General features: G+C 62.5%; 13 protein-coding genes. 12 read left to right on the forward strand and 1 reads right to left on the reverse strand.

The window, feature by feature from the left end; all coding sequences use genetic code 11:
- The 11 genes from OC610_RS10525 to OC610_RS10575 all read left to right on the forward strand — a co-directional run.
- On the forward strand, positions 1-424 hold a 424-nt coding region (locus tag OC610_RS10525; RefSeq protein ID WP_264427730.1), incomplete at its 5' end, for a filamentous hemagglutinin family protein.
- A 253-nt stretch (positions 425-677) separates the two neighbouring features.
- Positions 678-1,268, forward strand: a complete 591-nt coding sequence (locus OC610_RS10530; protein ID WP_408636564.1) for a transposase — start codon at positions 678-680, stop codon at positions 1,266-1,268.
- Between the two features lie 159 nt (positions 1,269-1,427).
- On the forward strand, positions 1,428-3,011 hold the full coding sequence (locus tag OC610_RS10535; RefSeq protein ID WP_408636566.1) for a ShlB/FhaC/HecB family hemolysin secretion/activation protein: 1,584 nt from the start codon (positions 1,428-1,430) through the stop codon (positions 3,009-3,011).
- A gap of 32 nt (positions 3,012-3,043) precedes the next feature.
- Positions 3,044-4,870 carry a DUF2341 domain-containing protein gene (locus OC610_RS10540; RefSeq protein WP_264427732.1) on the forward strand — a complete coding sequence of 609 codons (1,827 nt, stop codon included), beginning with the start codon at positions 3,044-3,046 and terminating at the stop codon, positions 4,868-4,870.
- Positions 4,871-4,880: 10 nt separating this feature from the next.
- On the forward strand, positions 4,881-5,306 hold the full coding sequence (locus tag OC610_RS10545) for an ExbD/TolR family protein (RefSeq protein WP_181289694.1): 426 nt from the start codon (positions 4,881-4,883) through the stop codon (positions 5,304-5,306).
- Positions 5,307-5,309: 3 nt separating this feature from the next.
- Positions 5,310-6,032: an energy transducer TonB family protein gene (locus OC610_RS10550; protein ID WP_408636565.1), complete on the forward strand. Its 723-nt coding sequence runs from the start codon at positions 5,310-5,312 to the stop codon at positions 6,030-6,032.
- 35 nt (positions 6,033-6,067) lie between these two features.
- On the forward strand, positions 6,068-7,759 hold the full coding sequence (locus OC610_RS10555; RefSeq protein WP_264427733.1) for a putative porin: 1,692 nt from the start codon (positions 6,068-6,070) through the stop codon (positions 7,757-7,759).
- A gap of 16 nt (positions 7,760-7,775) precedes the next feature.
- Positions 7,776-8,423: a DNA repair protein gene (locus OC610_RS10560; protein WP_264427734.1), complete on the forward strand. Its 648-nt coding sequence runs from the start codon at positions 7,776-7,778 to the stop codon at positions 8,421-8,423.
- A gap of 34 nt (positions 8,424-8,457) precedes the next feature.
- A complete protein-coding gene (locus OC610_RS10565) occupies positions 8,458-8,940 on the forward strand; it encodes a YbjN domain-containing protein (RefSeq protein ID WP_264427735.1) in 483 nt (160 codons plus the stop codon).
- Positions 8,941-8,945: 5 nt separating this feature from the next.
- Positions 8,946-9,911 (forward strand): peptidylprolyl isomerase, encoded by a 966-nt coding sequence (locus OC610_RS10570; RefSeq protein ID WP_264427736.1) that lies wholly within the window; start codon positions 8,946-8,948, stop codon positions 9,909-9,911.
- Positions 9,912-9,952: 41 nt separating this feature from the next.
- Positions 9,953-10,912 (forward strand): LysR family transcriptional regulator, encoded by a 960-nt coding sequence (locus OC610_RS10575; RefSeq protein WP_264427737.1) that lies wholly within the window; start codon positions 9,953-9,955, stop codon positions 10,910-10,912.
- A gap of 21 nt (positions 10,913-10,933) precedes the next feature.
- On the opposite strand, the gene mqo is transcribed toward OC610_RS10575, so the two are convergent.
- Positions 10,934-12,580 (reverse strand): malate dehydrogenase (quinone), encoded by a 1,647-nt coding sequence (gene mqo / locus OC610_RS10580; protein ID WP_264427738.1) that lies wholly within the window; start codon positions 12,578-12,580, stop codon positions 10,934-10,936.
- Positions 12,581-12,798: 218 nt separating this feature from the next.
- Here mqo and OC610_RS10585 point away from each other — a divergent pair.
- A partial coding sequence (locus tag OC610_RS10585; protein WP_264427739.1) for a DeoR/GlpR family DNA-binding transcription regulator occupies positions 12,799-13,550 on the forward strand: 752 nt, incomplete at its 3' end.

Genomic DNA, 13,550 nt, shown 5'->3' on the forward strand with positions numbered 1-13,550 from the left:
GCTCGGCACCATCGACGCGGGAGAGGCGGGCATCCGGGTCTCGGGCAACATCAACATTGCCGCGTTGCATGTAGTGAACGCCGCCAACATCCAGGTGCAAGGCAAGTCCAACGGCGTGCCGGTCAGCGCGGTGGTCAACACTGGCGCACTGACCAACGCCAGCTCCGCCGCAGCGTCGGCGAGCGATGCCGCGGAAGGCGTCGCGCGCGAGCAACAGGCCGCGTCGCGCAACCGTATGCCATCGGTGTTCAGCGTGCAGGTCCTGGGCTTCGGCAACGAACGTCTGGCGCCGTCCCAGGAAGGCGCCAGCCGTGCGCCGGCCCAGGAACCGAGCAACAGCGTGCGGGTATTGGGGGCTGGACGGTTGGACGACCAGGCACGCAATCAATTGACCCCCGAGGAGCGCCGCAACCTGACGCTGTAGGCATCGTCATCAAGGCCCGAGGGCGACAGGCAACTGTCGCCCTTTTTTTGCGCGCAGGACCGCTGTCGGTAGCCGTTCATGAAGATTCGATGACAAAAGTTCGGTAGTGGCCGGTGGCCTCGGTCAAGGTTGTGTGAAAGGGCAACGGCACTGGATTGCCGTTCATAAAAGAAGCTTTTGGCAGGGACGCCCGGACAACTTTTTTTGCGCTATTTCGCGCTGGATGCCAGGTGTGACAGGGGCTATGGGGTCTATGGAAAGTTACTCGAAAGTGGGCATGCAGGAGCTGGACCAGCGCCTGTCGAAGATCGTCGAGGCTGCACGCAAGAAGCCGGTTTCGGTTTATCGCTACGGCGCACCCTGGGTGTGGATCGTGTCCCAGGACGACTGGCAGAGCGCCTTGAAGGAGTTGTCCAGCTACGTGCCGCCAGGCCATTCCCTGGTCATGTTGCGCCCACAAATCGAAGAGTTGCTGGAGGTCTCGTCCGAACCCCTGCAGCAATGGGCACGGGAACATCAGATTCAGGTGCCGGTGCCGGCTTTGATGCTCGCCTTGTTGCTCCAACTGCTGTACTCGCTGCCCAGCGAAAAGCAGCTGTACGAGCAGCTCAATTACAACTTGCTGTTCCGCTGGTTTGTCGGCCTCGAGCTGAACCAGCGGGTCTGGACGTTCGCCGTCTTCGTGCGGGATATCGGCGAACTGCTGGATAGCCCTCACGCGGCGAAATTGCTCGAGCGCATCGTCAGCGAAGTGTTCTGCGGCGACTTGATGCACATGCCGGAATTCTCGTTGAACTTCGCCTTGTTGCACACCTGGCTCTCCAGGCATTCGAAACACAAATAAACCGTCACAGGACAACACGCTGCCAACGCTGCGGGCCTGGCAGCGCGCGGCTTGGCAGCAGGCGCTGCACGGGTGGCGCAAATGAATCGAGGGGGATGTGTGGATCATTGGGATTTCAACAGCAAGCGCAGGCCGTGGCCTTTTCTGCCCACGGCGCTGATGCTCGCTCTGGCCTTCGAGGCGCCGGCATTCGCCGAAGAGGCTGCCACGCCGATCGAGGCTGACGCCGGAACGCCTGCGCGGCTGGTGGATGTGAACGAATACGTCGTGCGCGGCAATACCGTGCTCGACGCGCGCGACATCGAAGAAGCGGTGTACGCGTTCCTGGGGCCGCAACGCAGCCTCACCGATATCGAAGGTGCCCGCGACGCGTTGCAACAACGCTACCAGGCCAAGGGTTACCAGTCGGTGTTCGTCGAACTGCCGGAGCAGCAGGTCGAAGGCGGCGTGGTGTACCTGCAAGTCAGCGAAACCCGGATCGGCCGGGTGCGCGTGGTTGGCACCCAGCACTACTCTCCCGTCAATGTGCGCGAAGAAGTTCCGGCGCTGACAGAAGGCAAGGTGGCCGATTTCACGGCGGTGCAAACCCAGCTGGCGGTTGCCAACCGCAACCCCGGACGCCAAGTGGTGCCGGTCGTGCGCGAAGGGCAGCGCCCGGGAACGATGGATGTCGACCTGCAAGTCGAAGACAAGAACCCCTGGCAGGCCAGTATCGGGCTCAACAACGACTACAGCGCCGACACCGAAAAGCTGCGTTCGGTGGTCTCGCTCGGCCACAACAACCTCTGGCAACGCGGCCATACGGCTTCGCTGACCTATTTCACCGCCCCCGAGGACCGGGACAACGCGCAGGTCTGGTCGGGTTCCTATAACGCCCCCTTGAGTGAGCGCTGGAACGTGCAGTTCGCCGGCTATCAATCCGACAGCAACGTCGCAACCATCGGCGGTAGCAACGTGTTGGGCAAGGGCCATTCCTACGGCGTGTCACTGATCTACAGCGTGCCCCCGCAAGGCGTCTGGGCCAACTCGCTGTCGGTGGGCGTGGATTTCAAGGATTTCGATGAGGCCCTGCAGTTCGGCGGTTCGAGCGATGAAGTGCCGATCAAGTACGCGCCCATCACCCTTGCCTACAACGGCTTTCGCTACACCGAAACCTCGCAGTTCGGCCTGGGCCTGAGCATCGTCGCCGGCACTCGCAGCTTCTTCGGTTATGGCAGCGACGCCGATGAATTTCGCGCCAAGCGCTATGAAGCCAATCCCAGCTTCGCGGTGTTCAAGGGCGACAGCACTTTCACCCAGACGTTTGCCGGTGACTGGCAAGCGGCCAGCAAGTTGAGCTTCCAGCTGGCTTCCGGGCCGCTGGTCTCCAACGAGCAGTTTTCCGCCGGTGGCGCCACCAGCGTGCGCGGTTACCTCGCTGCAGAGCGCACGGGTGATGACGGCGTGCTGTTTTCCCAGGAGCTGCGCACGCCGTCGTTGAGCAAGCACTTGGGCAAAGGCCTTGGCAGCTACGTCGACAGTTGGCGTTGGTATGTCTTCGCCGAGGGCGCGCAGATGGCCCTGCAAGACGCATTACCCGACCAGGAAGCCGATTACAGCCTGGCAAGCGTTGGCTTTGGCACTCGCGCGACCTTGCGTGAGTGGTTGTCCGGCAGCCTCGACTGGGGCCTGCCGCTCAAGGACGGCCCCAATACCCGCAAACACGACTCACGCGTGCACTTCAACGTGCAGGCAACTTTTTGACCGGCAGGCAACAGACCTTGGAGCAACCCGTTATGCATCGCTTGATTTTCATTCTTCTCGCTTGCCTGGGCCTTGCGCTGCCGGCAACGGCCAACGCCTGGTGGCAGGACGACTGGCATTACCGCAAACAGATCAGCATCGACACCACCCCCCAGGGCGCGGCGATCAACGAGGCGGTGGGGCGCACTGCGCTGCTGGTGCGTTTGCACACCGGCAATTTCACCTTTGACGGTGTCAACGAAAACGGCTCGGACATTCGCTTTGTCGCCGCCGACGACCACACCGTGCTCAACCACCAGATTGAGAGCTTCGATCCGCTGATGGGCATGGCCTTGATCTGGGTGGACGTGCCCATGGTAGAGGGGGGCAAGCGCTCGGACATCTGGATGTACTACGGCAACCCGAAAGCACCGGCCACCAGCAATCCCCAGTTGGCGTTCGATGCCGATTACAGCCTGGTCTATCACTTCGATGGTGCCGTTGGCGCACCACCGCGTGATGCCAGCGCCTTTGCCAACCACGCACAGAACGCACCGGCAGGCATCCTTGACGGCGTGATCGGCCGCGCGGCGCAGTTCAACGGCCAACCGCTGTTGTTGCCGGCCAGCGCGTCCCTCGGCGTCAACGCGGGTGGCGCGATGACGTTCAGCACCTGGTTGCGCATGGAGCAAGGGGCAGGGGAACAACTGCTGCTGGCCCGTCGTGACGCCGGCAACTCGCTCTTGGTGGGCATGAACCAGGGCGTTCCTTTCGTCGAGGTGAACGGCCAGCGCGCGGTGGCGAACCAGGCCGTGGCCCTTGGGCAATGGCAACACCTGGCGTTGACAGCCGATGCCAGTGGGTTGCGTTTGTACGTCAACGGCAGAGCGGCGGCCAACCTTGCACAGCCGCTGCCGGCCTTGCAGGGTGCAATCGCGATCGGTGGCGATGCACCGGCAGCGGTGGCTACCGGCGCGCCGACCGCTGCCTACCAAGCCTTCACCGGCGCCCTCGATGAACTGCGCATGTCCCGCATCGCTCGCTCGCCCGAGCTGATCCTGGCCGACGCCACCGCCCAGGGTGCCGAGTCACGCCTGGTGGTCTATGGCGTGGACGAAGAACAGTCCGGCTTTGGCTTCGGCAGCCTGGGTTTTCTGCTCAACGCGGTGCCGCTGGACGCCTGGGTGATCATTGCCGTCCTGGTGCTGATGATGCTGCAGTCGTGGGTGATCATGGTGCGCAAGAGTCGCAATGTCGCCCGTGTCAGCCGTGCCAACGAACTGTTCCGCAGTCACTTCGCCAAGGTCGGGACACGGCTGGAAATGCTTGCCGATGAACGCGACCTGGCGCAGCGACTGGCGGACTCGTCGCTGTGGCGCCTGTATACGGTGGCGGTGGCCGAGATCCGCACCCGCCGCGACCAGGGCGCCGATACGTCGTCGATTTCCGCCGCCACCATCGAAGCCATCCGTTGCTCCATGGACGGCGTCCGGACGCGTGAAAACCAGCAGCTCAGCGCCAAGCTGTCGACCCTGTCCAATGCCATCGCCGGTGGCCCCTACATCGGCCTGTTGGGCACGGTGCTGGGGATCATGGTGGTCTTTCTCGGCACCGCCATGGCCGGTGACGTGAACATCAACGCCATCGCCCCGGGCATGGCGGCGGCCCTGTTGGCGACGGCCATGGGGCTGTTCGTCGCGATCCCGGCGCTGTTTGGCTACAACCGCCTGACCACGCGCAACAAGGAAGTCAGCGCCGACATGCGGGTCTTCGTGGATGAGTTCATCACCCGCCTGGCCGAAGTCCACGGTGAAAGCCAATCCAGCGAAGCGGCGCATCGACGGGGCAACCACGTCGCCAGTCCGTCGTTGACGGTGTGAGGGGACGACCATGGCCAACCTCAACAGCGCCCTGGACGATGACGAAGATGCCGCCGTCGACACCATCAATATCACGCCACTGGTGGACGTGCTCATGGTGGTGCTGGTGATGTTCATCCTCACCGCCACCGCCCAGGTCTCCGGCATCCAGATCAACCTGCCGAAGGCCAGCTCGACCATCTCGCTTTCGCAGCCCAAGACCAAGGCGATTTCCATCAATGATGGCGGCCAGGTATTCCTCGATGCCTACCCGGTCACCCTCAACGAACTGGAAGACCGCTTGCGCATCGAGAAGGCGCAGAGCCCGGATTTTCCGGTGATCGTGCGCGGTGATTCCACCGTGCAGTACCAGAAAGTCATTGAAGTGCTGGACCTGTTGCGTCGCCTGGAGCTGTCCCAGGTCGGCCTGGTCACCGGCAAACCGAGCCAGGGCTGAGCCATGACGTCTTTTCCTGAACAGCCGCAGAACGGCCATCTGGAGCAACAGCGCGACGTCACCAGGACGGTGCGTCGAGTACTGCTGTGGAGCGTTGGCCTGCTGGCGGGCGCGGGCCTGGCCTGGCTGCTGTGGACATGGGCCAATGACATGAGCGGCATTCGCCGCGAGGCGCCAAAGATTCCGGCGATCATTCCGTTGCCGCCACCTCCGCCTCCGCCTCCGGAAAAACCGCCGGAGCCGGAAAAACCGGTGGAAGAAAAAATCGTCGAGCCGCAGCCCACGCCGGAGCCCGAGGAAGTCAAGCCGCAGGAGGAGGCACCGCCTTCGCCCGCCGAAGACCTGGCCGACCCGATGCAAATGGACAGTGACGCCCAGGCGGGTTCCGACGCTTTCAACATTGGCGCGGGCAAGGGCGGCGGCATGGCCGGCACCGGCGGCGGGCGCCTCGGCAACGGCACCTACAGCCAGTTCCTGGCCTACAGCTTCCAGCGCTTGCTGCGCGAGTCGCCCGAGCTGCGCAACCTGGCGTTTCGCCTGGAGGCTGACGTCTGGCTGGACCAGGCCGGTCGCGTGACGCGCGTGGAGCTGGGACGCAGCAGTGGCGATGCCGAACTCGACGCCAAGGTCCTGGCGACCTTGCGCGCTTCACCCCATCTGGAACGTCCACCCGCCTCGTTGCAGGTGCCGGTGCGTATCCGCCTACAAGGACGCCGGCCGGGCTGAGCCGGGTCGCCAAGAGACCATTAGGAGTTGTGTTCATGATCTGCAAAATCAATCGATTGGCGCTGGGTGTCGGCCTGGTGATCGCCAGCCTGACGGGCAGTGCCTTGGCGCAGACGCCGTCGCAGAACGCTACGGTGAATCTGATCCGCCTGTTGGTTCAACAAGGCGTGCTCAAGCAGGACCAGGCGCAAGCGCTGATCGACCAGGCCGAAGCCGAGGCCGCGCAAGCCCGGCAGACCGCCGCGACTGCCGCGCCGGTGCCAGCACCCGGCGCGCCGGGGGAGGTGCGGGTGCAATACGTGCCGGCCATCGTTCGGGAGCAGATTCGCGACCAGGTGAAGGCCGAGGTGATCGCCCAGGCCAAACAGGAAAACTGGGCCCAGCCCAACACCTTTCCCGACTGGGTGTCGCGCATCACGTTTGAAGGCGACGTGCGCTTGCGCAACGAGTCGCGCTACTACTCCGGCAGCAACAGCAATGAGATCGTTGATTTTGCCGAGCTCAACAACAGCGGGCCTTACGACGTAAACCCCAGGAGCGGTACGCAATTTCCACCGTTGCTCAACACCCGCGAAGACCGGGAAAACATGCTTCGCCTGCGCGCCCGCATGGGCCTGCGGGCCGCGCTATCGCCTCAATGGACCGCCGCCATCCGGCTGGGCACGGGCTCGGACAGCAGTCCGGTGTCCACCACCCAGACGCTGGGCGGCGGCTTCGACAAAAAGGACCTGTGGCTCGATCAGGGCTACCTCAATTACCGCCCGACGAAGGAGTGGAGCTTCACCGGGGGACGCATGCCCAATCCATTCATGTCTACCGATCTGTTGTATTCCAACGATCTCAATTTCGACGGCATCGCCGGCTCGTTCAATCACCCGTTGAACCGCGACCTGGCGGTATTCGGCACCTTGGGCGCGTTCCCGGTGGAATACAGCTCCGACAGCGCGTCGAGCGATGGTTTGAACAAAGAAGACAGCGAGAACAAATGGCTCTACGGTGCGCAACTCGGTGCGACCTGGGCGTTTGCGCCGGACAACAGCATCAAGGGCGCGCTGGCCTACTACCAATTCGACGACATCGAAGGACGACGCTCCAATCCCTGCGCCATCTACGACGGCGCGCCGGCTTGTGACAGCGACGGAACGCGTCCGGCGTTCATGCAGAAGGGCAACACCTTGATGGAGTTGCGCAACCTGGTGCCGGACCCGTCCGCACCGACCACGTCGCCGCAACCACAATTCGTGGGCCTGGCCTCTGAGTTCAACGTGCTTGACCTTAATCTGGCCTGGGACACCTTGCTGTTCGACGATCTCAAGTTGCGCAGCCAGGGCAACTACCTGGTCAACCTCGGCTACGACGAAGGCAAGATGCGCAAGCGCTCGGCCGGTGCGCTGGTCAACAACGTGGACGAAAACGGTGACATCGAAAGCGGCGATACCGCCTGGATGCTGCAGTTCACCCTGGGCAGTTCCCTGGACCTGAAGAAGCGCGGCGATTGGAACCTGTTCGCCGGCTACAAATACATCGAGCCGGACGCCTTGCCGGACGGCTTCAACGACTCCTCGTTCCACCTCGGCGGCACCAACGCCAAGGGTTATTTCCTCGGCGGCAACTACGGCATCGAAGACAACGTCTTCGCGACCGCGCGTTGGTTGAGCAGCGAAGAAGTCTACGGCGCGCCGTTCGATATCGACGTTCTGCAACTTGAGCTCAACACGCGCTTCTAGCGCCGGGAGAGACAGCATGAAAAAGTCATTTCATCCCGCAATCCACGCCGTGGTGTTGCTGTTGGGGCTCGGCGCAGCCCTCGGCGCTTCGGCAGAGACCATGGAGGAACGCTTGCGCGCCCAGTTGCGCAGCACCACTCAACAGCTGCAAGCCTTGCAGAGCGAACAGGCGCAAGGCACCGCCGCGCGCCAGGCGGCGCAAACCGAGCTGAGCGCCGCACAAGCGCAAATCAAGCAACTGACCACCGAACTCGCCAAGGCCCGAAGCCAGGGCGAACAACTCGGTGCGCAACAGGACGCCGTACGCAGTAGCGCCCAGGCGCAGATCGCCGCCAGTACCGAGCAGGTCGGCAAGTTCAAGCAGGCCTACGAAGAACTGCTGGGCCGTGCGCGGGGTATAGAGGCGGCGCGTGCCACGCTGCAAGCCAGCCTGACCAGTCGGGACAGTGAAGTGCAGCAGTGCGTGGCGAAAAACCAAGAGATGTACGGCATCGCCAAAGAGATTCTCACTGCCTACGAAAACATCGAGGTCAGCGACGTGTTGAAGATCCGCCAACCCTTCGCCAGTGGCGCGCGGGTGAAGTTCGAAGAATTGGCGCAGCACTATGGCGATGCGCTGTACCAGACCCAGTTCGATGCCACCAAGACCACCGCCGGCAAATAACCATTGATCAAATGACCACAAGGGAAATCCTGTCATGACCGCACAAACACTGATCCTGAGCATCACTCCCGAACAACTGGGCGAACTGCTGCAAGCCGCCGGCTACCGCGTCAATCGTACCGAACAAGGCGCCGTGGTGCAGTTGTTGAGCGCCAGCCAGGGCATTGGTTTTGCCGTGCGTTTCGGCAACCCGGCCGTCACCGAGGGCAGTTTTCTGGATTTCACGTTCAGTTGCGCGCTGCGCATCGAAGGCGAATTGCCTGAAGGCCTGGTCCAGGTATGGAATGCCAGCCGCCGCTTTGCCCGCCTGAGTCGCCAGGGTGATTTCCTGGTGATGGAAATGGACGCCATCGTTGCCGCCGGTGTCAGCGAAGACCACGTGCGTGGCGTGCTGGAACTCTGGGACCGGCTGTTGCAAGAATTCGTGGTGTACCTGCGCGACTACAGCCAGCACGCACGCGAGCAGCAAAAGGACGGTGTGGATGCGACGCAGGAAGCTGCGGTCGAAGAGGTCTGATTACGATGAACAGGTTTAGCAAACTGGCTGGCATCAGTGCGGCTGTCCTGGTGCTCGGCGGCATTGTGCTGACGGTGATCTCCAACCCTGACGGTGTATCCCAAGCCTCGGTGCCCGCGGCACAACCGAAACTCGCCAGAACCTACGACGAGGCGGCGCCGACCGTGGCCAGCCTGGGCGAACTGCAACTGAGCAGCGCCGAGCTCAACGCTGTGTTGAGCTCGCTCACACCGCAGGTGCGCGAGCAACTGCGCGGCAATCGTGGCGCACTGGAGGGCTGGATCCGTGCGCGCCTGGCAGAGAAAGCCCTGTTGCAGCAGGCCGACGCCCAGGGTTGGCAGGAGCGTCCGGACATCCAACAGATGACCCGCGCGGCCACCGAACAGATTTTGCTGCGCACCTACTTGCAATCCGTCAGCCAGGTCCCCGCCGACTATCCGGATGACCAATCCCTGCAACAGGCATACGAGAGTGCCAAGGACAAGCTGCAAAGCCCGGCGTTGTACCGCGTCAGCCAGATTTTCATCGCGGTTGAGCCGGGAGCCAACGAAGAACCGCTCCGCAAGAAGGCCACCGAGCTGGCCCGTCGTGCCCAGGCCCCCAACGCCGATTTCGCCGAGCTCGCCCGGCAGTTTTCCGAGGACCAGGCGACGGCCCAACGGGGCGGTGACAGCGGCTTGCAACCGTTGCAGCAATATGTGCCGGAGATGCGCCAGGTCTTGAGCCGACAACGGGTCGGCAGCGTTTCCGACGCTTTGCGGAGCCAGGTGGGCTTTCACGTTCTCAAACTGACCGATATACAGCCAGCGCGCGCCGCCAGCCTGGATGAAGTTCGCGAACAACTGCGCGAGGCGCTGCGCAATCAGCGCCAGGAACAAGTGGCCAGGGCCTATATGGAAGGGCTGGTGAGCAAGGCAACGCTGAGCATCGATGGCGCGCAACTGAATCAGGCATTGGAGTCTGTTCGTTAAGCGGTCCGGCAATTCGAAGGTCACCTTAGGGAGGAGGGCGTATGGCGTTGGAGGAGGTAGATCACATTCACGAGTGTGCGCGGCAGGCCACCTCGGTAGGTGCCGATTTCTTGAACAGCTTCAAGGATCTCCAGGCATTGGAGTTCTTCCTGGTGGCGGCCCGTTGCAGCTGTTTTATGCAGGCGGCGCGGAGCCTCAATGTCAAAGCTTCGTTGTTGCGCAAAAAACTCTCGCGGCTATCGAGCCATTACGGGCGTCCTTTGTTCGAGCACCGAGGCAATGCGCTGGTGCTCAGCCAGGACGGTCGTCATCTGCGCAGCCAGTTGCTGGCCCACCGTGCGTTGCTGGCATTGCCCGGCACGTCCGACGAGGCCCCGGCGCTGGTTCGTGTGGCCGTGGCGGAGCCCTTGTTGCATGACATCCTTAATCGCGACCTGCTCGGCTTCCTGCGCCAGCACGCCAACGTACGCCTGAACCTGCTGCGCCTCGACAGCGAACCGGTCGAGGCGGATGTCATCGTCTGGCTCGCCGACTCGCAAGTCGTGGTTCCGAGGCTGTCGTTTCCGGTGGCCGAGCTCAGTTGTCTCGCCGAACTGGAGTACATTCCGCACATCGCCAAGCGTTATTCACGGGAAGCGAGCCGCCCGCGCAGCTTGGTCGAGCTGCAGGACTACATGTTGGTGAGCCTGCACAGCTACGCGGATATTGCTTCCCTGCAGCCTTGGAACAGAGCGGTCGAGGCGCGTCGTTCTGGCGTCACCCAAGTGAACTCCTATGAACTGATGCGCCAGATGATCCAGTGGAGCGCTTGCGTGGGCCTGCTGCCGCATTACGTAGGCGCGCTCGAAAAAAACCTGCAGCCGTTACCCGAGTTGTTCGGCCGTGACATGACGATGCAGGTCTGGATGGCCGTGCACGGCGACGAAGCACACCGGGAAGAAGTCGCCCGACTGGCGGCGCTGGTCCGCGCGGCGTTTGAGGAACACCGTGAATGGTTCTAGCCCGTGCCGGCCAGCCCTCCTTCACAACGCCAGGTCCGGGTCGGAATCGCTGTGCTTCTGGCCCACCGGATCACTGTTGGTCGGGGCCTTGGGCTCGCTGTTCCCACGAATATCCGGTGGCGGTGCCAGTTGCAGCACGTCGCTGGTGTACTTCCATTCCTCATAGACACGCTCAGGATCATCGTTGAGTCGTGTTCCGTAGCTGGGCACGATCTGGTGAAGCTTTTCCTGCCAGGCCGGCGAGGCGACCTTGTCCTTGAACACCCGCTGCATCACGTCAAGCATGATCGGAGCGGCCGTCGATGCGCCAGGGGAAGCGCCGAGCAGGCCGGCAATGCTGCCATCCTGCGAGGCAACCACTTCGGTGCCCAACTTGAGCACGCCGCCTTTCTCCTCGTCGCGCTTGATGACCTGCACGCGCTGGCCGGCTTGCCAAAGACGCCAGTCTTCCTGCCTGGCCTGGGGGAAATATTCCTGCAAGGCCTTGAAGCGATCATCGTCCGACAGCATGAGCTGGCCGGCCAGGTATTCCACCAGCGGGTATTGCTCGATGCCGACCTTGGTCATGGGCCAGATGTTGTGGGTCGTCATGCTGGTGAACAAATCAAGATAAGAGCCTTCCTTCAGGAACTTGGTGGAGAAGGTCGCGAAGGGGCCGAACAGGATGACGCGCTTGCCGTCCAGCACGCGGGTGTCCAGGTGCGGCACTGACATGGGCGGCGCGCCGGTGGAAGCGATTCCGTAGGCCTTGGCCATGTGCCGCTCGGCAACGCTGGGGTTCTCGGCGACCAGGAACGAGCCGCCGACCGGGAACCCAGCGTAATCATTCGCTTGCGCGATACCCGACTTCTGCAACAGGTGCAGTGCGCCGCCCCCCGCGCCGATAAACACGAATTTGGCATCGGTGGCAGTCGTCTCGCCGTCCTTCAGGTTCTTGTACTCGACGTGCCAGGTGCCATCGTCATTGCGGGTGATGTCGCGCACTTCGCTGGACAGCTTCAGGCTGAAGTTGGGTCTGTTTTGCAGGTAGCTGACGTACTGGCGGGTGATCTCACCAAAATTCACATCCGTGCCGATCGGCGTCCACGTCACCGCCAGCTTCTGGTTCGGGTCCCGGCCCTCCATCATCAACGGCACCCATTTTTTGATCTGCTCTGGGTCTTCCGAATACTGCATGGGGCGGAACAGCGGACTCGCTTGCAGCGCCTCGTAGCGTTTCCTGAGGAATTTGATGTTGTCGTCGCCCCACACGAAGCTCATGTGCGGGGTGGAATTGATGAACGAGCGAGGGTTCTTGAGCACGTTGTTCTTGACTTGCCATGCCAGGAATTGCCGGGTGATCTGGAAGGCTTCGTTGATCTCGATGGCCTTGGTAATGTTTACGTTGCCTTGGTCGTCCATGGGCGTGTAGTTCAGCTCCGCGAGCGCCGAGTGGCCGGTACCGGCGTTGTTCCAGCCATTGGAGCTTTCCTCGGCCACGGCATCCAGGCGCTCGACCATTTCCATTGACCAACCGGGCTCAAGCTCATTGAGCCAGATGCCCAGCGTGGCACTCATGATGCCGCCGCCCACCAGCAGCACATCGACCTTTTTCGTTTCCGCTGCCCGGGCACCGTTGGCACCCATCAGGGCAACGCTCAGCAGGGCCGCGATGATCAGATTGTTCATGGCTCCATCCTCGGCGACCGTGCGTCGCTCGTTCGCGAAATGTGGCTATCGACCCTGGGTTGACCCGCGTTGGGAAAACACTGTTCACCGGCTGGCGGGACCGGGTGACGAAAGGCAATCGAGCCCGGGCGATGCCGGGATTTGACGATACGTCAGGGACGCGGCATATTGCGCTCGGTTGTGTCTATTTATGCTCGTTTATGCAGGTTGTGGATCCCATGAGTGCCCCTCTCGAAGTATTCCCCGGCGAACGCCAACGATTGATCAGCGAGCGGCTTGCCCTGTATGGACGGGTCATTGCGGCTGATCTGGCGAGTGAATTCAACGTCTCCGAACACTCGATACGTCGCGACCTGGGCGCTTTGGCTGCGGCGGGTTTGTGCAAGCGCGTCTATGGCGGTGCAATTCGCCTGCCGGCGGCCGAAGCGCCGATAGACGTCCGGATCCATCAGGACTCGGCCCGCAAGGACAATCTTGCCCGCGCCGCGGCTTCGCTGCTCGGCGCGGGTCAGCACGTCTTCCTCGATGCCGGGTCGACCAACCTGGCCATCGCCCGCGCCATCGATCCAGGGCTGCGCTTGACCCTCACCACCAACTCGCCGTTGATCGCGGTGGAACTGATGAAGCTGCCCAGCGCCGAGGTCATTCTGCTGGGTGGACGCCTGAATCCTGTGGCGGGTGGTGCGATCGGGTTGGCGGCTGTCCAGCAATTGCGCCAGTTCAATTTCGATGTGTGTTTTGTGGGTGCCTGCGCCATCGACCCGGACAACGGCGTCACGGCGTTTGGCCTGGACGACGCCGAATTCAAGCGCGCAGTGGTCGCTGCGAGCGGTCAGGTGGTGGTGGCGGTCACCAACCAAAAGCTGTCCAGCGTTGCGCATTACCAGGTCGCATCCTGCGAAGAAGTCACCGCGCTGGTAGTGGAGCACGATGCGCCGCACGAACGACTCGATCCTTTTTTGGCGCGGAT

Origin of the sequence: Pseudomonas agronomica, from assembly GCF_025917275.1 — a bacterium.
Taxonomy (GTDB): domain Bacteria; phylum Pseudomonadota; class Gammaproteobacteria; order Pseudomonadales; family Pseudomonadaceae; genus Aquipseudomonas; species Aquipseudomonas agronomica.